Annotated in this window: 21 protein-coding genes; 11 read left to right on the forward strand and 10 right to left on the reverse strand. The window is 73.9% G+C overall.

Translation table 11 applies throughout. The annotated features are described in order from the left end of the window. The first annotated feature begins 10 nt into the window (after positions 1-10). Positions 11-838: an SRPBCC family protein gene (locus EXE57_RS15340; protein WP_135078974.1), complete on the forward strand. Its 828-nt coding sequence runs from the start codon at positions 11-13 to the stop codon at positions 836-838. Positions 839-891: 53 nt separating this feature from the next. On the opposite strand, the gene EXE57_RS15345 is transcribed toward EXE57_RS15340, so the two are convergent. Beyond that, the gene (locus EXE57_RS15345) at positions 892-1,494 is read right to left on the reverse strand and encodes an alpha-ketoglutarate-dependent dioxygenase AlkB (RefSeq protein ID WP_135078976.1); all 603 of its coding nucleotides are present in this window, start codon (positions 1,492-1,494) and stop codon (positions 892-894) included. 94 nt (positions 1,495-1,588) lie between these two features. Between EXE57_RS15345 and EXE57_RS15350 the strand changes: the two genes are divergently transcribed. Beyond that, complete coding sequence (locus EXE57_RS15350; protein WP_244246863.1) at positions 1,589-2,308, forward strand: GntR family transcriptional regulator; 720 nt, start codon at positions 1,589-1,591, stop codon at positions 2,306-2,308. 7 nt (positions 2,309-2,315) lie between these two features. Here the strand turns inward: EXE57_RS15350 and EXE57_RS15355 are convergent, their stop codons facing one another. Next, positions 2,316-2,657: a hypothetical protein gene (locus EXE57_RS15355; RefSeq protein WP_135078980.1), complete on the reverse strand. Its 342-nt coding sequence runs from the start codon at positions 2,655-2,657 to the stop codon at positions 2,316-2,318. Between the two features lie 62 nt (positions 2,658-2,719). Here EXE57_RS15355 and EXE57_RS15360 point away from each other — a divergent pair, with 62 nt between their 5' ends. Further along, on the forward strand, positions 2,720-3,433 hold the full coding sequence (locus EXE57_RS15360; RefSeq protein WP_135078982.1) for a copper homeostasis protein CutC: 714 nt from the start codon (positions 2,720-2,722) through the stop codon (positions 3,431-3,433). Continuing rightward, positions 3,430-3,687: a DUF4031 domain-containing protein gene (locus tag EXE57_RS15365; protein ID WP_135078984.1), complete on the forward strand. Its 258-nt coding sequence runs from the start codon at positions 3,430-3,432 to the stop codon at positions 3,685-3,687. The genes EXE57_RS15360 and EXE57_RS15365 overlap by 4 nt, the downstream gene beginning before the upstream one ends. A gap of 3 nt (positions 3,688-3,690) precedes the next feature. On the opposite strand, the gene EXE57_RS15370 is transcribed toward EXE57_RS15365, so the two are convergent. Genes EXE57_RS15370 through EXE57_RS15380 form a run of 3 tightly spaced genes read right to left on the reverse strand, consistent with a single transcriptional unit; the run spans position 3,691 to position 5,409 of the window. Then, positions 3,691-4,266, reverse strand: coding sequence for an HD domain-containing protein (locus tag EXE57_RS15370; RefSeq protein ID WP_135078986.1), 576 nt, complete (start codon positions 4,264-4,266; stop codon positions 3,691-3,693). A gap of 31 nt (positions 4,267-4,297) precedes the next feature. Next, on the reverse strand, positions 4,298-5,179 hold the full coding sequence (locus tag EXE57_RS15375; protein ID WP_135078988.1) for an oxygenase MpaB family protein: 882 nt from the start codon (positions 5,177-5,179) through the stop codon (positions 4,298-4,300). 23 nt (positions 5,180-5,202) lie between these two features. Beyond that, a complete protein-coding gene (locus EXE57_RS15380; RefSeq protein WP_135078990.1) occupies positions 5,203-5,409 on the reverse strand; it encodes a PspC domain-containing protein in 207 nt (68 codons plus the stop codon). Between the two features lie 113 nt (positions 5,410-5,522). Between EXE57_RS15380 and EXE57_RS15385 the strand changes: the two genes are divergently transcribed. After that, positions 5,523-6,056: a Dps family protein gene (locus tag EXE57_RS15385; RefSeq protein ID WP_135078992.1), complete on the forward strand. Its 534-nt coding sequence runs from the start codon at positions 5,523-5,525 to the stop codon at positions 6,054-6,056. A 42-nt stretch (positions 6,057-6,098) separates the two neighbouring features. Beyond that, entirely contained in the window at positions 6,099-6,395 is a 297-nt protein-coding gene (locus tag EXE57_RS15390) for a DUF1905 domain-containing protein (protein ID WP_135078994.1), read from the forward strand. Between the two features lie 38 nt (positions 6,396-6,433). On the opposite strand, the gene EXE57_RS15395 is transcribed toward EXE57_RS15390, so the two are convergent. The 4 genes from EXE57_RS15395 to EXE57_RS15410 all read right to left on the reverse strand — a co-directional run bounded on the left by EXE57_RS15395 (position 6,434) and on the right by EXE57_RS15410 (position 11,813). Next, positions 6,434-8,068 (reverse strand): DNA repair helicase XPB, encoded by a 1,635-nt coding sequence (locus EXE57_RS15395; RefSeq protein ID WP_135078996.1) that lies wholly within the window; start codon positions 8,066-8,068, stop codon positions 6,434-6,436. Between the two features lie 91 nt (positions 8,069-8,159). After that, positions 8,160-8,903, reverse strand: a complete 744-nt coding sequence (locus tag EXE57_RS15400; RefSeq protein WP_244246864.1) for a putative protein N(5)-glutamine methyltransferase — start codon at positions 8,901-8,903, stop codon at positions 8,160-8,162. A 67-nt stretch (positions 8,904-8,970) separates the two neighbouring features. Next, a complete protein-coding gene (locus tag EXE57_RS20010) occupies positions 8,971-9,498 on the reverse strand; it encodes a CGNR zinc finger domain-containing protein (protein WP_135078998.1) in 528 nt (175 codons plus the stop codon). Between the two features lie 23 nt (positions 9,499-9,521). Further along, positions 9,522-11,813 carry a helicase-associated domain-containing protein gene (locus EXE57_RS15410; RefSeq protein ID WP_135079000.1) on the reverse strand — a complete coding sequence of 764 codons (2,292 nt, stop codon included), beginning with the start codon at positions 11,811-11,813 and terminating at the stop codon, positions 9,522-9,524. Between the two features lie 78 nt (positions 11,814-11,891). Between EXE57_RS15410 and EXE57_RS15415 the strand changes: the two genes are divergently transcribed. The 5 genes from EXE57_RS15415 (at position 11,892) to EXE57_RS15435 (ending at position 17,759) form a co-directional block, all read left to right on the forward strand. After that, the gene (locus EXE57_RS15415; RefSeq protein ID WP_135079002.1) at positions 11,892-12,653 is read left to right on the forward strand and encodes a PP2C family protein-serine/threonine phosphatase; all 762 of its coding nucleotides are present in this window, start codon (positions 11,892-11,894) and stop codon (positions 12,651-12,653) included. 35 nt (positions 12,654-12,688) lie between these two features. Further along, positions 12,689-13,606 (forward strand): FHA domain-containing protein, encoded by a 918-nt coding sequence (locus EXE57_RS15420; protein WP_135079004.1) that lies wholly within the window; start codon positions 12,689-12,691, stop codon positions 13,604-13,606. A gap of 22 nt (positions 13,607-13,628) precedes the next feature. Then, positions 13,629-15,458 carry a helix-turn-helix domain-containing protein gene (locus tag EXE57_RS15425; RefSeq protein WP_244246865.1) on the forward strand — a complete coding sequence of 610 codons (1,830 nt, stop codon included), beginning with the start codon at positions 13,629-13,631 and terminating at the stop codon, positions 15,456-15,458. Positions 15,459-15,570: 112 nt separating this feature from the next. After that, complete coding sequence (locus EXE57_RS15430; RefSeq protein WP_135079008.1) at positions 15,571-16,338, forward strand: 3-hydroxybutyrate dehydrogenase; 768 nt, start codon at positions 15,571-15,573, stop codon at positions 16,336-16,338. Between the two features lie 56 nt (positions 16,339-16,394). Beyond that, positions 16,395-17,759, forward strand: coding sequence for an MFS transporter (locus EXE57_RS15435; RefSeq protein WP_135079010.1), 1,365 nt, complete (start codon positions 16,395-16,397; stop codon positions 17,757-17,759). Positions 17,760-17,801: 42 nt separating this feature from the next. Here EXE57_RS15435 and EXE57_RS15440 read toward each other — a convergent pair whose 3' ends face one another. Next, a complete protein-coding gene (locus tag EXE57_RS15440; RefSeq protein ID WP_208542874.1) occupies positions 17,802-18,593 on the reverse strand; it encodes an inositol monophosphatase family protein in 792 nt (263 codons plus the stop codon). Positions 18,594-18,631: the final 38 nt, after the last annotated feature.

Consider the following 18,631-nt stretch of genomic DNA (forward strand, 5'->3'; position numbering starts at 1 on the left):
GCGGGGTCCGATGGAGCTCCACCACAGGTTCACCGTCCCTGCCGGGGTCGAGGAGACCTGGGCGCACTTCAACGACATCGAGGGTGTCGCGGGGTGCTTCCCGGGGGCGACCGTCACCGAGGCCGACACCGAGTCCTTCACGGGCACGGTCAAGGTGAAGCTCGGTCCGATCGCCCTCGTCTACACCGGAACCGGCACCTTCGTCGAGAAGGACGAGACCGCCCACCGGCTCGTGATCGACGCCAAGGGCAAGGACAAGCGGGGCAACGGCACCGCCGGGGCGATGGTGACCGCCCGCATGACCGACGCGGGCTCGGGCGCCACCGAGGTGGACGTCACCACCGATCTCAACATCACCGGCAAGGCGGCCCAGTTCGGCCGCGGCAACGTCATCAAGGACGTGTCCGACAAGCTGCTCGGGCAGTTCGTCGCGTGCCTCGAGCAGCGGCTGACCGCCGAGCCGGCCGCCCCGGACGCACCCCCGGAGGAGGAGTCCGCCCCGGCTCCACCTCCGGGGGATGCCTCCCACCCCGCGGCGTCGGCCGTAGGAGCAGCCGCGGTCCCGGACCCGGCCGCTCCGGGCGACGCTCGATCCTCCGCGGACCCGGCGGCCTCGCCGGTGCCCGACCCGGAGGCCCCGAGAACCGAGCGGCAGGCGGCCGGCGTACCCCCTCCGTCGTCGCCGCCCCGGCCGGCGCCGCGTCCCGCCCAGCAGGACGACGCACTCGACCTGGGTGCGGCCGTGCTGCCGGTGCTCGTGCGGGCGTACTGGAAGCCGGCGGTCGGCGCGCTGGCCGTCCTGGCCCTGCTGCTGTGGTGGCTGCTGGGTCGCGACTAGCCCAATCCTCGCCGGCGATGCGAGGAGGGCGCGGACAGGGACCTGACCAGGCGTCAGAACACGTTGAGCGGCCGGAACTGGACCGAGAGCCGCGGCCCCGCGTGGGCCACCTTCGGGACGGCGTGCTCCCAGGTGCGCTGGCAGGAGCCGCCCATCACCACGAGGTCGCCGTGGCCCATCTCGACGGAGATCGACTCACCGCCACCGCGCGGGCGGAGCGCGAGCCGGCGCGGGTCGCCGACGGAGACGATCGCCACCATCGTGTCCTGGCTGTTGCCGCGACCGATCCGGTCGCCGTGCCAGGCGACGCTGTCGTGGCCGTCGCGGTAGTAGCAGCAGCCGGCCGTCACGAAGGGCTCGCCCAGCTCGGGCCGGTAGTGCTCGGAGAGCGCGTCGCGCGCCTCGACCAGGCCGGCGTGGGGGAGCGGCTCCCCGACGCCGTAGGTGTGGACCAGGCGGGGTACGTCGACGACCCGGTCGTACATCTGGCGCCGTTCGGCGCGCCACGGCACCCGGGCGACCAGTGCGGCGAGGACCTCGTCGGGGTCGGCCAGCCAGTTGCGCTGCACGTCGAGCCAGGCCCCGCGGGCGAGCGGACGTCGCTCGGGCGCCAACAGACCGGGCCCGGAGTCGAACAGCGTCCCCTGGAACTGCATGCCGCGACCCTAGCACGAAGTCGAACAGATGTTCGATGATCTCATGGAACAGACGCAGGACGAACACCCGAAAGGAGGAGTAGCCTCCTTGTCCGTGGAGGGAGTGTTGGTCGGCCACGGCCGCGTGCCCAAGCACGTGCAGGTCCGTGAGTACGTCCGGGGGTTGGTCCGCGAGGCCCAGCCCGGCACCGCAGCGCCCTCCGAGCGCGAGCTCGTCCACCAGTTCCACGTCGCCCGGATGACCGTCCGCCAGGCCATGGACTCGCTCGTCGCCGAGGGCCTGCTCGAGCGGATCCCCGGTCGCGGGACCTTCGTCGCCCACCCGCGCCGCACGGTCGGGCGGATGCGGAGCTTCACCGAGGAGATGGGCAGCCGCGGGATGCTCGCGGAGTCCCAGACGCTCCTCGCCCGGCGCGAGACGGCCGGTCCCGGCGTCGCGCGGGCCCTGGAGATGACCGCCGGCGACCCCGTCATCCACTGGCGCCGGCTGCGCCGCGCCGACGGGCACCCGATGTGCGTCGAGGACGCCTACCTCAACGAGGTGCTGCTCCCGGGATTCCTGCAGAGCGGCATGCCCACCAGCCTCTACGAGGCCCTCGCCGACCGCGGCCTGCGTCCGACCTGGGCCGAGGACTCCATCACCGCCGACGTCGCCAACGCCGACGAGGGACGGCTGCTCGAGATCCCGGCCGGTGGTCCCGTGATGCGACACTCGCGCCGGGCGCTCGCGGTGGAGAAGATCGTGGAGGTGTCGCGCTCGGTCTACCGCGGCGACCGCTTCACGATGTGGGTGCAGCTCGGGCGGGAGACCTAGGAACCGCTCAGAGCCTTCCCAGCTCGGCCACGGCCGTCCCGGACTCCTCGCAGACCCACACCGGGTCGGGCCCGCCGAGGTCGGGCTGGATGTGCAGGGCGTGCTCGGGGGCGTCTCCGCAACCCAGGCAGACCGGCCACCGGCCTCCGGCGTCGAGGACGGCGTCCTGCACGTCCTGGGCGACCAGCCCGGCGACGTACATCGCACCCTCGGGCCACTGCTCGGCCCACCACTTCCGATCCTCCACGGCGTCCTCGAGGACCGACACCATCTCGGGGGTCGCCTGCCGGCGTGCCTGCAGGTCGGCGAGGACCCGGGCCCGTGCCGCGAGGAAGAGCCGGTGGTCCATCCCTCCATTGTGCCTCGCGCGCCCACCCCGCCGGGTGGAGCCGGCGGTCCTACAGTGAGTCCATGGGTGAGGCCGTGCTCGAGGTCGCCGTACGGGGCCCCGGCGACGTCCCCGGGGCCGACGAGGGGGGTGCCGACCGACTCCACCTCGCGACGGACGGCGACCTCTCACCGGAGCCGGCCCTCGTCTCGTCCGTGTGCCGCGAGACCGAGCTGCCGGTCTTCGTCGTGCTGCGGCTCACCGACTCCTGGACGACCACCGGCGGCGAGCTCGCCCGGCTGGTCGGGCTCGCCGGTGACTACCTCCGGTGCGGGGCAGCCGGGCTGTCCTTCGGCTTCCTCGATTCCGACCTCGACGTCGACACCGAGGTCTGCTCCCACCTCGCCGCCCAGCTGCCCGGGGTGCCGTGGACCTTCCACCGGGCGATCGACTCCTCGCTGGACGCGGAGCGGGCGTGGGCGAGGGTCGTGGACCTCCCCGGGCTGGTCGGCGTCTGCTCGGCCGGCTCGCCGCAGGGGCTCGCCACCGGCTACGACGACCTGCTTGCGCTGGCGAGCCGTGCTCCGCGGGTCGCCCGGCTGCTGGTCCCGGGACGCGGGCTGCTCGGCGAGCACGTCCCGTGGTTCGTCCGGGCCGGCGTGCGCGCCTTCCACCTCGGGCCCCAGGTGCGGCCGGGCGGCAGTGACAAGGCGTACGTCGACGCGGGCCACGTCCGCTCGTGGCGGCTGCTCGTCGACGACGCGGTGGCCCGCGTCACCGGGGCCTCCGCCGGATGATCCTCATCGACCCGCCGAACGCGGCTGGGCGGGGTCGGCTGTGGTCCCACCTCGCCAGCGACGCGTCCTACGACGAGCTGCACGCGTTCGCGCGTGAGGTCGGCATCCCCGAGCGCGGCTTCGACCGCGACCACTACGACGTCCCCGAGGAGTGGTACGGCGACATGGTCGCCGCCGGCGCCACCCCCGTCTCCTCCCGCGAGCTGGTCTCCCGCCTCGTCGCCACCGGGCTGCGCCGCCGCAAGCCCCGCTGAGACTCAGCTGCCGGTGAGGCGGGCCAGCTCGGCGGCGACGTTGGCGTGGGCGCGCTCCTCCCAGAGCTCACGGGCGCGCGGGGTGTGGAACAGGTGCGGGCGGTCGACGAGGTCGCGCAGGATGGCGGCGCGGCCGTGGGCGAACGCGGCGTCGGGGAGGTGGGCGTACTCCTGGCGCACGCCCCTGGTGTAGGCGTCGTAGCGCTCCTCGCCGGCGGCCAGGATCGCGAGGTCGGCGTCGCACAGCAGCCGGCCCGGTTCGTCGTCCGCGGCCGGTCGGTGCTGCTCGGTGAGCCGCACCAGTCGCGCCACCTCGCGGGCCGGCGGTTCGGGCAGGGCACGGCGGGCCCACTGGGCCGACCGTTCCTCGGCGCCCGCCCGGCCGTCGTAGACCGCGTCGTGGAACCAGGCCGCCAGCAGCACGGCGGGGTCGTCGCAGCCGAGCAGGTCGAGGTGGTCGAGCACCTCGGTCAGGTGCAGCCGGTCGTGGTAGCCGCGCCCGTCGTGGTCGTACGCCGCCACGAGCTCGTCACGGAGGTCGGGGTGCGTCCCCAGCGGCCACCGGTCCTCGAGCTCCATGTCCGCATTCAACCAAGGACCGGGCCGGGGTTCACCCTGCTCTCTGCTCGGCCAGCTCACGGGCGGCGGCGCGGCCGGGCGTCATCGCCCAGCGGATGGTCCCGGTGGCCGCCGAACCGAGGGCACGGACGACCGTGCGCTCCGACACCGGCAGCCACGGCAGCCCCAGCGGTCGCCGGCTCCACCGGGGCATCAGCCCGACCGCGGCAGCGACGAGGACGGCGTACGCCGGCCGCGCCGGCAGGGCGATCGGCGGGTGCAGGATCACGTGGCGGACCGCCTCCCGTGCGTGGTCGGTCGAGCGGAGCTCGGGGCGGTACGCCTCGAGCGCGGCCGCCAGCTCCGCCTCGGTCGTGGGCGGGTCGACCACCCCGAGCCGGCGGGCGACCTCCGCGGTCTGCGCGACGTACTCGTCGCGACCGGCCCGGTCGAGCGGCTGCCGCCCGTAGAGCTGGTGGGCGACCAGGAAGCTGTCGACCTCCGCGACGTGGATCCAGCCGAGCAGGTGCGGGTCGGAGGCGGCGTACGTCGACCCGTCGGGCATCCACCCCGTCACGCGCTCGTGGATGGCGCGGACCGCGTCGACCGCGGCCTGGGCGTCGTCGACGTGGCCGAAGGTCGTCACCGCCAGGAAGCGGCTGGTCCGCGCGAGGCGCCCGAGCATGTCGCCGCGGTAGCCGGAGTGCTCGGCGACCGCGGTCATCGCGGCGGGGTGCATCGTCTGCAGCAGCAGGGCGCGGATGCCGCCGATGAACATCGACGCGTCGCCGTGGACCCGGCCGATGGGGGAGTCGCCCTCGAACCAGCGTGGTCCCGGGCGGCCGTGGATCCGGTCGCGGTGCTTCGGCCCGTCGGGCCCGGCCGCGATCCGGAAGATCGCCCCGCCCATCCGTGTGCGCAGGTCGGTCGCCATGCGTCGAGCCTACGGAGAGGCCCCTAGCCCTCGTCCTCCTCGGGCACGAGGACCCACAGCGCGATGTAGACGAGGAACTGCGGGCCGGGCAGCAGGCAGCTGATCAGGAAGATCGCGCGCACGGTCGTCGGGGTGACGCCGAAGCGGCGGGCGAGGCCGGCGCAGACGCCGGCGATCATCCGGCCCCGGCGGGGGCGGACGAGGGAACGGGAGACGGGTGTGGTGCTCATGCTCCGAGCCTGCCTCGCCGGCAGCCGGAAATCACCCCTGAGCCGGCGATCCCGGGGGAAGGTCGGGGTCGGGTCGGGGGAACATCCTCGGCCACCGGCCGCGTTGACCCCTCATGACCACCTTCAGTGTTCCTGGACTGTCCGACGACCAGGGCCAGCAGCTGGCCACCGTCCTGCAGCAGCGGCTGACCGCCGCCAACGACCTGCACCTCACCCTCAAGCACGTGCACTGGAACGTCGTGGGGCCGAACTTCATCGCCGTCCACGAGATGCTCGACCCCCAGGTCGACCTGGTGCGTGGCTACGCCGACGACATCGCCGAGCGGATCGCGACCCTGGGCGGATCGCCCGACGGCCGTCCCGGTGCCGCCGTCGCCGAGCGGACCTGGGACGACTACTCCCTCGGCCGCGACACCGTGCCGGCCCACCTGGCCGCGCTCGACCTCGTCTACACCGGCGTCATCGGTGACCACCGCAAGGCGATCGCCGTCGCGGCGGAGCTGGACCCGATCACCGAGGACCTGCTCATCGGCCAGACGGCCGAGCTGGAGAAGTTCCAGTGGTTCATCCGAGCCCATCTCGAGGACAAGGGCGGCCACCTGCCCACGGGTGACACCGAGGCCTCGGCCGCCGCAGCCGCGCGCTGACGCACTCCCCGACCTTCGGTGGCGGGCCCTAGGCTCGCCACCGTGGACGAGCACACCTTCCGGGCCCGGCTGTGGGCCTGGCAGGCCCGCGAGGACTCGTGGGTCTTCCTGACCGTGCCGGCCGAGGTCTCCGACGAGATCGGCGCCGGCCTCCACGAGCCCCGTGGCTTCGGCTCCGTCCCGGTGCTCGTCACGCTCGGGGGCTCGACCTGGGAGACCAGCGTCTTCCCGTCGAAGGAGGAGGACGCCTACGTGCTGCCGGTCAAGCGCCCGGTCCGCCGGGCCGAGGGGGTCGACGTCGGCGACGAGGTCGACGTGCGCCTCCAGGTGCGGAGCTGACGCCCTCACGTCGGGTGTCCCTGACCGGCGCCACGACCTCAGAGGTCGACGGCGTCGAGGATCCGGTAGGCGTAGCCCTGCTCGGCGAGGAAGCGCTGCCGGTTCTGGGCGAAGTCGGCGTCGACGGTGTCGCGCGACACGATCGTGTAGAAGCGCGCCGTCCGGCGGTCGGCCTTCGGCCGCAGCAGCCGCCCGAGCCGCTGCGCCTCCTCCTGGCGTGACCCGAACGAGCCGGAGACCTGGATCGCGACGGCCGCCTCGGGCAGGTCGATGGAGAAGTTGGCGACCTTGCTGACCACGAGCAGGCTGATCTCGCCGGTGCGGAACGCCTCGAAGAGCCGCTGCCGCTCCTTGACGGTCGTGTCGCCCTTGATGACCGGGGCGTCGAGGTCGGCGCCGATCTCGTCGAGCTGCTCGAGGTACTGGCCGATCACGAGCGTCGGCTCGCCGGCGTGCTGGTGGACCAGCTGCTCGGCGACCCGGGTCTTGGCCGGCGTACAGGCGGCGAGGCGGTAGCGCTCCTCGGGCTCGGAGGTGGCGTACGCCAGCCGCTCGGACTCGCTCAGCGAGACCCGGACCTCGACGCAGTCGGCCGGCGCGATCCAGCCCTGGGCCTCGATGTCCTTCCACGGCGCGTCGTAGCGCTTGGGGCCGATCAGCGAGAAGACGTCGCCCTCGCGGCCGTCCTCGCGGACCAGGGTGGCGGTCAGCCCGATCCGGCGGCGGGCCTGGAGATCGGCGGTCATCCGGAAGATCGGGGCGGGCAGCAGGTGCACCTCGTCGTAGACGATGAGACCCCAGTCGCGGGCGTCGAGCAGCTCGAGGTGGGAGTAGACGCCCTTCCGGCGCGTCGTCATCACCTGGTACGTCGCGATGGTGACCGGGCGGATCTCCTTGACCGAGCCGGAGTACTCGCCGATCTCGTCCTCGGTCAGGCTGGTCCGCTTCACCAGCTCGGACTTCCACTGCCGGGCGCTCACCGTGTTGGTGACGAGGATCAGCGTGGTGGCCTGGGCGTGGGCCATCGCGGCCGCGCCGACCAGTGTCTTGCCCGCGCCGCAGGGCAGCACGACGACGCCCGAGCCGCCGTGCCAGAACGACTCCGCTGCCTCGCGCTGGTAGTCGCGCAGCGTCCAGTCGTCCTCGGCGAGGTCGATCTGGTGGGCCTCGCCGTCGACGTAGCCCGCGTAGTCCTCGGCCGGCCACCCGATCTTGAGCAGCGCCTGCTTGAGGTTGCCCCGCTCGCTCGGGTGCACCACCACGGTGTCGTCGTCGAGGCGGGCGCCGAGCATCCCGGCGACCTTCTTGGCGCGCAGCACCTCCTCCAGCACGGGCCGGTCGGTGCTGGTGAGCACCAGCCCGTGGGTCGGGTGCTTGTCCAGGCGCAGCCGCCCGTAGCGCGCCATCGTCTCGGCCACGTCGACCAGCAGCGCGTGCGGGACGGCGTACCTGCTGTAGGTCAGCAGGGTGTCGACGACCTGCTCGGCGTCGTGGCCGGCGGCGCGAGCGTTCCAGAGACCGAGCGGCGTGAGCCGGTAGGTGTGGACGTGCTCCGGGCTGCGCTCGAGCTCGGCGAACGGCGCGATCGCCTTGCGGCAGTCGATCGCCTGCGGGTGGTCGACCTCGAGCAGGAGCGTCTTGTCCGACTGGACGATGAGGGGGCCGTCGTTCATTCCGGGGTCCCCGCGGAGGCGTGAGCGCAGCGAGCCGCTTCGTGGGGTGGGTTCATGGCCTGTCCAGCGTACGGGGGCGAGCCACTGGGCGTCACAACGAGGACGCCACGACCCCCGTCGCGTCCAGGTCGTCGTCGGTCTCGACGTACGCCGCCAGCCCGGCGTCGGCGCAGGCGGCCAGGGTCAGCGGCGCCTGGGAGCGGCTGGTCTCGATCACCAGGTGGCCGTCCGGCCGCAGCCACTCCCGACAGCCCGCCGCCACCCGACGGTGCAGGTCGACCCCGTCGGCGCCTCCGTCGAGCGCGATCCGGGCCTCGTGCTCGCGCGCCTCCGGCGGCATCGTCGCGATCGCGTCGGTCGGGACGTACGGGGCGTTGACGACCAGCACGTCGACCCGCCCGCGCAGGGTCGTGGGCAACGCGTCGAAGAGGTCACCGGTGACGACTCGCTCCGGCGGCAGGTTCTGCCGGGCGCAGGCGACCGCGACCGGGTCCAGGTCGCTCGCCCACACCTCGGCCTCGGGCAGGAGGGCCGCCACCGCGGCCCCGATCGCCCCCGAGCCGCAGCACAGGTCCACGACGAGTGGGTGCGATGGTCCGCCGCCCGATGCATCATCTGGGGGCCCCTCGAGGCGCATCCGGCGGCGGACCATCCCGACCGCCAGCCGCACCACCAGCTCCGTACGCCGCCTCGGCACGAACACGCCGGGCGCGACGGCCACCCGGCGCCCGGCGAAGGCCGCCCACCCGAGCACGTGCTCCAGCGGCTCGCCGGCCGTCCGGCGAGCGACCAGCGCCTCGAGCGCCGCTCCGTGAGCAGCCCCGACCAGCAGCACCGCCTCGTCCTCGGCGAAGACACAGCCCGCGGCACGAAGCCGCGCGACCAGCTCGGGAGGGGGAGGCTCAGGCAGTGGCCGCGGCCTTCTGCCGGGCGCGGTAGGCGGCCACGTTGGCCCGCGAGGAGCAGCGGTCGGAGCAGTAGCGGCGCGACTGGTTGGGGGAGGTGTCGACGTAGACGCACGAGCACTTGGCGTCGGCACAGACCCCCATCCGCGTGGGACCGAGGTCGCAGACCAGCGTGGCCAGCCCGAGCAGTGCCTCGCCGATGAGCAGCTGCGAGACCGAGTCGGCCCGGGTGGCGACGTGGAGGTGGAGGTCGTCGGGGTCGTGGTCGGAGATCATCGGCGTGATCGGGTGCTTCTCCATCAGCGCGTTGAGCCCCTCGATCACCCCGCGCACGTCTGCGGCGTCGGAGGCCTCGAAGACCGGCCGCAGCTCGCGCTGGAAGCGCCGCAGCACGGTGGCGTCACGGTCCGAGACGGTCCCGTGGAGCCAGGTGCGGCCCGAGAGGTGCGCGACCAGCGCGTCACGGTCGGGGAGGTCGGCGTTGAGGAGGCCGGCCGTCGCCTCGGCGTAGCGCACGAAGTCCATACCGCAATTCTAGGGTGGGGCACCTACCGCGGTGCGTCGCGCGCGGCCGGCCGGACGGAGGTGATCCGGTGGACGGCGAAGTGGCGGCGGTCGTCGCTGCGGACGTCGTACGCCGACAGCTGGCCGCCCTCGACGGCCTCGGGATGCACCAGTCGCTCGGTCCGGGTGCCGTGGTTGTCGAGGTAGCCGATGAGCACCGGCACACCCACCTCGATCGCCTCGCGCAGCGCGGCCAGCGACCCGCTCGGCGTCAGGGTCTCGACCGCGCCGGCCGGTCGGGTGGCCGCCACCTGGTCGCCGGCCCGGATCGCCGCCACCACCTGGGCGGCCAGCGCGGCCTCGCGCGCGACCACGGTCGAGGACGCCCGCCGGCCGCGGGGGCTCCGGGCCCGCAGCAGGTCCGGGCGCGCCACCCGGACCGTGCCGTCGGCGGCCTCGACGACCGGCGCTGCCCCGAGCTCCCGCAGCCGGGGCAGCAGCACCTCGAGCGACAGCTCGCTGATGACGACGGTGGGCGCGAGCCGTCGCAGGCGCAGGGCCCCCGCGCGCGGGTGGTGGACCAGCTCGGTCAGGACGGTCTCGTCGTCCGCGCGCAGGAAGGACTCGGCGTGGCCGGCCCGGATGCTGCCGAAGGTACGGGCGGTGTCGTCGACCAGGTAGCGCAGCGGCTGCGGCACCTCCGTCGCCGCGACCTCGTCGAGGAAGGCGTGCACCTCCAGGGCCGACCAGCCCTGGTCGAGCGCGCGCCGGACCGAACCGGCGGTGAACCGGTAGGTCGTCGCGCCCCCACGCGACTCGACGTCGGCGACGAGGTGGAGCCGCCGCGCGACGGCTGACTCGAGCGGCCCGGGCGCGACGGCGGTGAGGTCGGCCTGCAGCACGACCTGCTCGACGGGCGTGGGCAGCAGCGGTGCCAGGGCGGCCGCGGCGGCGTCCTCCTCGTCGGCGAGCAGCGCCGCGGCGTACGACGGCAGGCCGCCGAGCCCCGTCAGCCCGAGCGTCGCGGACTCCTCGACCGCCGCGGCGACCTCGTCGGCCCGCGACCGGGGCCGTCGTGGCCGGGTCCAGTCGAGCCGGGCGACCAGGGACGGCACCCCGGTGCCGCTCGCCAGCACCTCGCCCTCCGGCAGCTCGGCCAGGCCGGACAGGGCGGCACGCCGGGACTCGGCCACCGTCGGGCTCGTCAGGTCGGGGGAGAGCGCGTTGCGCCCCTTGCCGGCCGCGTCGCGGCTCCCGACGAGCGCGGGGACGCGGACCATCCGCAGCCAGGTCGTGGCGAGCAGCAGCCAGCGCTCGGCGAGGGCGCGCGTCAGCCACGCGTCGAAGGCGTCCGTGGGGACCCAGACCGGGTCGCCGTGGGCGTCGGCGCGGGTGGCGAGCAGCCCGGCCTCGGCGGCGACCTCGACCAGCAGCGCGGCAGTCGGCTCGGTCGTGTGCAGCAGTGCGGCGGTCGCCTTGAGGTCGCGCACCCCGAGCCCGCCCGACCGCAGCTCCCCGGGCGGCTCGAGCCCCCAGTGGTCGAGCAGCAGCTCGACCCGGTGCACCGCTTCGTACGCCGCCCCCGCGGCGGCCCGGTCCACCAGCGACGCGGCCCGAGACGAGGTGGCCACGGACGGCACGACGTCGACCGGCTCCCGGGTAGTCCGCCCTCCGCGCAGCACCAGTGCGACCTCGCCGGGCAGCACCACCAGTCCGTCGTCGCGCGGCACCAGGAGCCCTCGGGACACCAGCTCCTCGGCCGGCGTGGTCGCGTCCTCGGGTCGGACCCTGCGTCGTGCCGCCCCGGTGGTCGCCTGGCCGCCGTGCTCGTCGACGTGGTCGAGCATGCGGCGGGCCTGCGGGCTCAGCTGGTCGAGGAGCGCCTCGATCCCCGCGGCAGGCAGGGGCGAGTCGCTCCGGGGACGGACCCCGCTGACTCCGGGGCCGCCGGCGGCCATCGTCGCGGCGACGCCCGTGAGCGGCCGCAACCCGCTGCCGGACTCCCACGCCAGCGCGAGGTCGACCAGACGCTCGGCAGCGGTGGCGACCCGGTCGCGGTCGGCATGGACCAGCGGCGCCAGGTCGGCGGGCTCCGCCTCGACAGCGACGACCAGGGCGTCGAGCACGGCGAGCTCCAGCCGTGTCAGCAGGTCCAGCGCCCGCGCGAGGGACGCCCGGGTCGCAGCCCGCGAGGCGAGCTGGGAGGAGTCCTGGGGGGCCGGCGTCGCGAGGTCGGGGCGCGCGCGCAGCAGCCGGGTGAGCCGGTCCTCCGGCCACCCCCGCAGCTGGTCGGCCAGGGACCGGTTGCCCTCGCCGTGCGCACTCCCTCGCGACATCCCCTCAACGCTACCCGGCCCGGCACGCACGCGCGCCGGCTCCGGAGGTCGTACGCTCCTCGCACCCCGGGAGGTGTGATGGAGCAGGTGGAGCTGCGCCACGGCGCGCGGACGGACGTCGGGCTGGTCCGCGAGGTCAACGAGGACGACCTGCTGGTCGCGCCGCCGGTCTTCGTCGTCGCCGACGGCATGGGCGGCCACGACGGCGGCGACGTCGCGAGCCGGATCGTGGTCGAGGGCTTCGCGGCCCTCGCCGAGGCCGGCTACGACCCCCGACGGGGTCGGGAGGTGGTCGAGGAGGTGCTCCGCCGCTGCCAGCAGCGGATCAACGAGTACGCCGCGGCGCGCGGCGCCGGCAGCCGACGGGCCACCCCCGGCACCACCGCGGTCGTCGTGCTGCTCGTCGAGACCGACGACGGCCCGGCCTGGCAGGTCACCAACCTCGGCGACTCGCGCTGCTACCTCCTCGCCGGCGGCACCCTCACCCAGGTGACGGTCGACCACAGCCTGGTCCAGGAGCTCGTCAGCTCCGGCCGGCTGACGCCGCAGGAGGCGGCCCGACACCCCGAGCGACACGTCATCACGCGTGCCCTGGGTGGCCCCGACGAGCCCGAGCCCGACCACGTCCTGCTGCCGGTGTCGCGAGCGCCCCGGCTGCTGCTGTGCACCGACGGGGTCAACGGCATGATCGACGACGACGCCATCGGCGCAGCCCTGCGCGAGTGTCCGGATCCCGACGAAGCCGCCGGGAGGCTGGTCGACGAGGCCGTCGCCGCGGGCGGCCGCGACAACGCGACCGCCGTGGTGGTCGATGTGGTGGGATGGTCGGACCCGACGTGAGGCAGGACGCGACGGGCCCGGACGAGGGGGTCGCCGTGACCGGTGCAGTGCGCAGCTATCGACCCGGCGCGTGGTTCGGCGTCTTCGGCGAGCACGCCACGGTCCTCCTGCCGCCGACAGAGAAGGCACGCGTGCCGGCGGTGTGGGCGCTGGTCGACGACGGCGACGGCTTCGACGAGGTGCTCGACGTGCTCATCGCCGACGGTCTGCGCGACCTGCCGGGCTTCGTGCTGGTGAGCGAGACCGCGGGGGAGACCCGGGTCGTGATCCGGGGTGCCGCCCGGGCGACGCTGGCCACCGCCGCGGAGGAGGTGACCGTCGAGGGCACCGGCGCGACCACCTGGGTCGAGCGGGCGCTGCGCGGGGTCACCGGTCTCCGGATCGAGGTCGGCGAAGCCCACCCCGAGTCCGGGTGGCTCGACCTCGGGGACGGTCTGGTGCGGGTGTCCGAGGTGGTCGAGCCGGTCGTGGCCGACGAGCTGCCGGCGGCCGAGCCCGAGGCCGACGAGGCATCGCTGGTCGAGCCACCGCCCGTGGAGCCGGCGTACGACGAGGAGCCGGCCACCCCGGAGCCGACCGCGCCGACGGAGGCCGTCGGCGTCGAGCCGCTCGTGGTGAGCCTGCTGCTGCCGACCGGGGAGACCGTCGAGGTGGACCGGCCGGTGCTCGTCGGTCGCGCCCCCGACGCGTCCCGGCTGGGCGAGGAGGACGACCCGCGGCTGGTCACGGTGCCGAGTCCGGACCGGGAGATCTCGGCGACCCACCTCGAGGTGCGGCCCGGCGAGGATCCCGGGTCCGCCGTGGTCACCGACCTGGGCTCCACCAACGGCAGCGTGCTGGTGCAACCGGGGATGCCACCCGAGGAGCTGCAGCCCGGCGTCGCCGTACCCCTCCTTCCCGGCGCCGTGCTCGACCTCGGCGACGGGGTCGCGGTCGAGGTGGTGGTCTCCTGATGCCGCCGGACGGGACGCGCTGGTGAACGACACCTTCCTCGACCTGCTCTACGACCAGGCCCCGCGCGAGGCCTTCGACGCGGTGATCGCCACCGCCGAGGCCGTGGGCCGGACCGACGAGGAGGTCGCCGAGCTGCGCCGGCAGTGCGACGTGGCGCTGCGGCTGCGTGAGCTGATCACCCACCGGCAGGCCCGCGAGGCGGAGCTGCGTGCGCTCTACGAGACCGCCTCCGACCTGACCGCGATCCGCGACGTCGACGCGATCCTGACCGCGATCGTCCGGCGTGCACGGCAGCTGCTCAACGCCGACATGACCTACCTCTCGCTGAACGACGAGCCCGAGGGTGCGTCCTACATGAAGGTCACCGACGGTGCGCTGACGCCGGAGTTCCGGTCGCTGCGGCTGCCGCTCGGCACCGGCCTCCTCGGACTGGTGGCGCAGACGGGGGCGCCGTACTTCACCGAGGACTACCAGTCCGACAGCCGCTTCCTGCACCGCGGCTACATCGACGAGGCGGTGGCCGGGGAGAAGATCCGCGCCATCCTCGGGGTGCCGCTGACGGTCGAGGGCCGGGTGATCGGTGCGCTCCTCGCGGTGCACCGCTCGGTCCGGCCCTTCCCGCCGCACGAGGTGAGCCTGCTGACCTCGTTCGCCGCGCACGCATCGGTGGCGCTGGAGAACGCCAGGCTCTTCGCCGACCTCGACGCCGCCCACCGCACGATGACCGAGCACACCGCCGCCGTCGAGAGCGCCGCGCTCGCCCACGACCGGCTCACCGACCTCCTGGTCGCCGGGGGCGGGGTCGAGCAGGTCGCCTCGGTGCTCTCCGAGGTGCTGGGCGGCGCGCTGGCGGTCCACGCGCCGGGCGGGGAGCTGCTGGCAGGTGACGCGGCCGGCGGCGACTGGGCCGACGCCGTCGACGAGGCCATCGCCTCGGGACGGGCGGTCCGCCACGACGGCCGGTACGTCGCCGTCGCCCAGGCCGGTGCCGACCACGTCGCGACGCTGGTGCTCGACACCGGCGGTCGCCCGCTCGGGCTGCCGCAGCGGCGCACCCTCGAGCGCGGGGCACTGGTCACGGCGCTGGTGCTGCTGCTCGCGCGGACCGTCGCCGAGACCGAGGACCGGCTCGGCGGCGAGCTGCTCGGCGATCTCCTCGACGCCCGGACCGAGGCGCTGCCGGCACTGCGCGAGCGGGCCCGGCGCCGGCAGGTCGTGCTCGACCCGCCCCTCGCGATCGCGGTCGCCGCCATCGACGGGCTCGAGCGCTTCGCGGCCGGGCGGGCGCTCGCGCGGCTCGCCTCGGAGCAGCGCGGCCTGGCCGGCGAGCACAGCGGCCGGCTGGTGCTGCTCGTCCCCGCAGCCGACCCGGTCGCGGTCGGGCAGCAGCTCGCCGGCGTCGTCGCCGGCGGGGGCGGACGGGCCACCGTCGGTGTGGCGGCCGCCGATCCCGACACGCTCGCCGACGCGTACGCCGAGGCGCGCCGGTGCCTCGACACCCTGCTCACCCTCGGCCGGGTCGGCGAGGTCAGCGACCCGGCCGGCCTCGGGCTGACCCGCCTGCTGCTCGGCGAGAACGGTCCCGACGAGCTGGCGGCGTACCTGCGCACCACCCTCGGCCCCGTCCTCGACTACGACGAGGCCCGCGGCACCAGCCTGGTCGAGACCCTGGAGGCGTGGTTCGCGACCGGGGGGCGGGTCAAGGAGACCGGCTCGGTGCTCCACGTCCACCCCAACACGGTCTCCCAGCGGCTGGACCGGGTGGCCGACCTGCTCGGAAGCGACTGGCGCGAGCCGGGACGGGGGCTGGACCTGCAGCTGGCGCTGCGGGTGCACCGGCTGCAGCGGTGAGGCGCACTCAGCCTTCGCGCGCCTCACATGTGCTCATCCCACACTCACTCGACGAATGTGTGGGCCCTAGGAACATGGAACGCGGAGGCGCGCAAGCCCTAGCGTCGAGCGCATGCCTGAGACCCCAGTCACACACGCGAGCCTCGGCGGTCGCCGGGCGGTCGTCACGGGCGGTGCCAGCGGCATCGGCGCCGCCATCGCCGGCCACCTGGCCGGCCTCGGTGCTGCCGTGACCGTGGTCGACCTCGACGAGGAGGCTGCCGCCAAGCTGGCGGCGGACCTCGGCGGCGACCACCGTGCCGTCGACCTGGCCGACGGAGACGCCGTGTCCGGTCTCGGCCTCGACGCGGACATCCTCGTCAACTGCGCCGGGCTGCAGCACGTCGCACCGATCGAGGAGTTCGACCCCGAGCGCTTCGCCTTCATCCACCGCGTGATGCTGCACGCCCCCTTCCTGCTCACCCGCCAGGTGCTGCCCGGCATGTACGAGCGCGGCTGGGGGCGGATCGTCCACGTCTCGAGCGTCCACGGCCACCGCGCATCGGCCTACAAGTCGGCGTACGTCAGTGCCAAGCACGGCCTCGAGGGCCTCTCCAAGGTGATCGCCCTCGAGGGCGCGGGCAAGGGCGTCACCAGCAACACCGTCTGCCCCGGCTACGTGCGCACCCCCCTGGTCGAGGGCCAGATCGCCGACCAGGCCAAGGCGCACGGCATCCCCGAGGACGAGGTCGTCGACGACGTCCTGCTCGCCCGGACGGCGCTCAAGCGGCTCGTCGAGCCGGGCGAGGTCGCCGACATGGTGGCCTTCCTGTGCGGTCCGGCCTCCGCCTCGATCACCGGCTCGTCCTTCCTGCTCGACGGCGGCTGGACCGCCGCCTGACCCTCCTCCCCTCCACCCCCGCCCTCCCACGAGGAACCCGAAAGGAACCACCCCTCATGACCACCCAGTCCGTCCCCCAGCCCGACACGGGCCGCGAACCGGGGAAGACCTCGATCGTCAAGGTCGTCTTCGCCAGCCTCATCGGCACCGCCGTGGAGTGGTACGACTTCTTCCTCTACGGCTCGGCCGCCGCGCTGGTCTTCGGGGCGCTGTTCTTCCCCGAGTCCGACCCCGTGACCGGCACCCTGCTCGCCTTCGGCACCTACGCCCTCGGCTTCGTGGCCCGCCCGCTCGGTGGCGTCGTCTTCGGACACTTCGGTGACCGCGTCGGTCGCAAGAAGATGCTCGTGGTCTCGCTGATGATGATGGGTGTCGCGACGTTCGCGATCGGCCTGCTGCCGACGTACGCCTCGATCGGCATCCTGGCCCCGATCCTGCTGCTCGTCTGCCGGCTCTTCCAGGGCTTCGCCGTCGGCGGTGAGTGGGGCGGTGCGGTGCTGATGGTCGCCGAGCACGGCGACGAGAAGAGCCGCGGCTTCTGGTCCTCGTGGCCGCAGGCGGGCGTGCCGCTGGGCAACATGCTCGCCACCGGCGTGCTGTTCGTCCTGGCCGCCGTCCAGAGCGACGCCGACTTCGAGGCGTGGGGCTGGCGGATCCCGTTCCTGCTCTCGGCCGTGCTCGTGCTGATCGGCCTGTTCGTGCGGCTCTCGCTCGAGGAGTCGCCGGTCTTCCAGGAGGCCAAGGCCGAGATCGCCGAGAAGAAGGAGACCGATTCGCACCTCCCGATCCTCGAGGTCATCAAGACCTACCCGCGCGAGGTCTTCATCGCGATGGGCATGCGGATGGCGGAGAACATCTCCTACTACATCTTCACGATCATCTCGATCACCTACGTGACGACCTACCTCGGTGCCGAGAACGACCTGATCCTCAAGATGCTGCTCATCGGTGCGGGCATGCAGTTCGTCATCATCCCGATGATCGGCGCGCTCTCCGACCGCGTCGGCCGCCGCCCGCTCTACCTCGCGGGCGCCATCGGCGTGGGCGTGTGGGGCTTCGTGTTCTTCGGCCTGCTCGACGACATGACCACCGGCAGCGTGCTGCTCGCGGTCGTGGTCGGCCTGCTCTTCCACTCGCTGATGTACGCGCCCCAGGCGGCGTTCTTCTCCGAGCTGTTCGGCACCTCGGTGCGCTACACCGGCGCGTCGGTGGGCTACCAGCTGGCGTCGATCTTCGCCGGTGCGCTGGCACCGATCATCGCCGTGGAGCTGCTCGGCTCGGTGGAGGAGAAGAACACCACGGCGGTCGGCATCTACCTCGCCGCCGCCTCGGTGCTCACGATCGTCGCCGTGCTGTTCGCCAAGGAGACCAAGGCTTCCTCCCTCCGCCACGACCGCGTGGTGCGGGGCGCGCACCGCTGATCCCTCCCGTCACACGACGGGGTCAGGACCTGCAGCCCGCTGCTACAACAGCGGCACCACGTGCTCGTACGTCGCCCGGTCGGCCGCCGCCAGGAGGCCGGCCGGGCGTTCGTGCACCTCGAGCGGGTCGGTCGGCCGGTAGGGGCGACCGTCGTGGGTGCCGGCGTAGCCGCCCGCCTCGCTCAGCAGCAGCGACCCCGGCGCGTGGTCCCAGGGGTTCGCGCGGCCGTAGACCACGAAGTCGGCCTCGCCCTCGACCAGCTTGGGGTAGTCGACGCCGCAGCACACCCAGGTGAGCTTCAGCGGCTCCAGGTCGCCCAGCGAGCGACCGAGCCAGCGCCAGCGCGAGGTGACGCCGCGCCAGTCGGCCGGCTCTGCGGCAGGCGTCGGCCGGGTCAGGCGCTCGCCGTTGCGCCAGGCGCCGGCGCCGACCTCGGCGACGTACGCGAGCTCGTGCTGAGGCTGCCAGATCCAGCTGCGGACCGTCTCGCCGGCACGGACCTCGGCCACCATCACGGCGTGGTCGGGTGAGCCCTTGACGAAGTTCTTGGTCCCGTCGACCGGGTCGACGGTGAAGGCGTGCTCTGCCGACTGGAACTCCTCGAGCAGCTCGGGCCGCGCGGCGTACGCCTCCTCGCCGAGCACGACGGCCTCGGGGTAGGCGTCGACCAGGAAGCGGGTCAGCAGCCGCTCGGACTCCTTGTCGGCGACCGTGACCAGGTCGCCCGGTCCCTTCTCGTCGACCTGCTCCGAGGACAGCGCCCGGAACCGTGGGTTGATCACCTTCTCGGCCACCTCACGGATCAGGTCCAGGACGGCGTCGGTGTCCAGCACGACCCCCACGCTACTGACCTCCCCGTCCGGTCGTGGCG

The organism is Nocardioides euryhalodurans, from assembly GCF_004564375.1.
In the GTDB taxonomy this organism is placed as follows: Bacteria; Actinomycetota; Actinomycetes; order Propionibacteriales; family Nocardioidaceae; genus Nocardioides; species Nocardioides euryhalodurans.

What these genes read in the sequence shown, in the direction of transcription:
- EXE57_RS15340 (WP_135078974.1), top strand. Translation starts at nt 11, where the DNA reads ATGGAGCTCCACCACAGGTTCACCGTCCCTGCCGGGGTCGAGGAGACC.
- EXE57_RS15370 (WP_135078986.1), bottom strand. Translation starts at nt 4,266, where the DNA reads ATGGAGCTCGAGGACCGGTGGCCGCTGGGGACGCACCCCGACCTCCGT.
- EXE57_RS15380 (WP_135078990.1), bottom strand. Translation starts at nt 5,409, where the DNA reads ATGAGCACCACACCCGTCTCCCGTTCCCTCGTCCGCCCCCGCCGGGGC.
- EXE57_RS15385 (WP_135078992.1), top strand. Translation starts at nt 5,523, where the DNA reads ATGACCACCTTCAGTGTTCCTGGACTGTCCGACGACCAGGGCCAGCAG.
- EXE57_RS15395 (WP_135078996.1), bottom strand. Translation starts at nt 8,068, where the DNA reads ATGAACGACGGCCCCCTCATCGTCCAGTCGGACAAGACGCTCCTGCTC.
- EXE57_RS15355 (WP_135078980.1), bottom strand. Translation starts at nt 2,657, where the DNA reads ATGGACCACCGGCTCTTCCTCGCGGCACGGGCCCGGGTCCTCGCCGAC.
- EXE57_RS15360 (WP_135078982.1), top strand. Translation starts at nt 2,720, where the DNA reads ATGGGTGAGGCCGTGCTCGAGGTCGCCGTACGGGGCCCCGGCGACGTC.
- EXE57_RS15430 (WP_135079008.1), top strand. Translation starts at nt 15,571, where the DNA reads ATGCCTGAGACCCCAGTCACACACGCGAGCCTCGGCGGTCGCCGGGCG.
- EXE57_RS15435 (WP_135079010.1), top strand. Translation starts at nt 16,395, where the DNA reads ATGACCACCCAGTCCGTCCCCCAGCCCGACACGGGCCGCGAACCGGGG.
- EXE57_RS15345 (WP_135078976.1), bottom strand. Translation starts at nt 1,494, where the DNA reads ATGCAGTTCCAGGGGACGCTGTTCGACTCCGGGCCCGGTCTGTTGGCG.
- EXE57_RS15365 (WP_135078984.1), top strand. Translation starts at nt 3,430, where the DNA reads ATGATCCTCATCGACCCGCCGAACGCGGCTGGGCGGGGTCGGCTGTGG.
- EXE57_RS15375 (WP_135078988.1), bottom strand. Translation starts at nt 5,179, where the DNA reads ATGGCGACCGACCTGCGCACACGGATGGGCGGGGCGATCTTCCGGATC.
- EXE57_RS20010 (WP_135078998.1), bottom strand. Translation starts at nt 9,498, where the DNA reads ATGGACTTCGTGCGCTACGCCGAGGCGACGGCCGGCCTCCTCAACGCC.
- EXE57_RS15415 (WP_135079002.1), top strand. Translation starts at nt 11,892, where the DNA reads ATGGAGCAGGTGGAGCTGCGCCACGGCGCGCGGACGGACGTCGGGCTG.
- EXE57_RS15410 (WP_135079000.1), bottom strand. Translation starts at nt 11,813, where the DNA reads ATGTCGCGAGGGAGTGCGCACGGCGAGGGCAACCGGTCCCTGGCCGAC.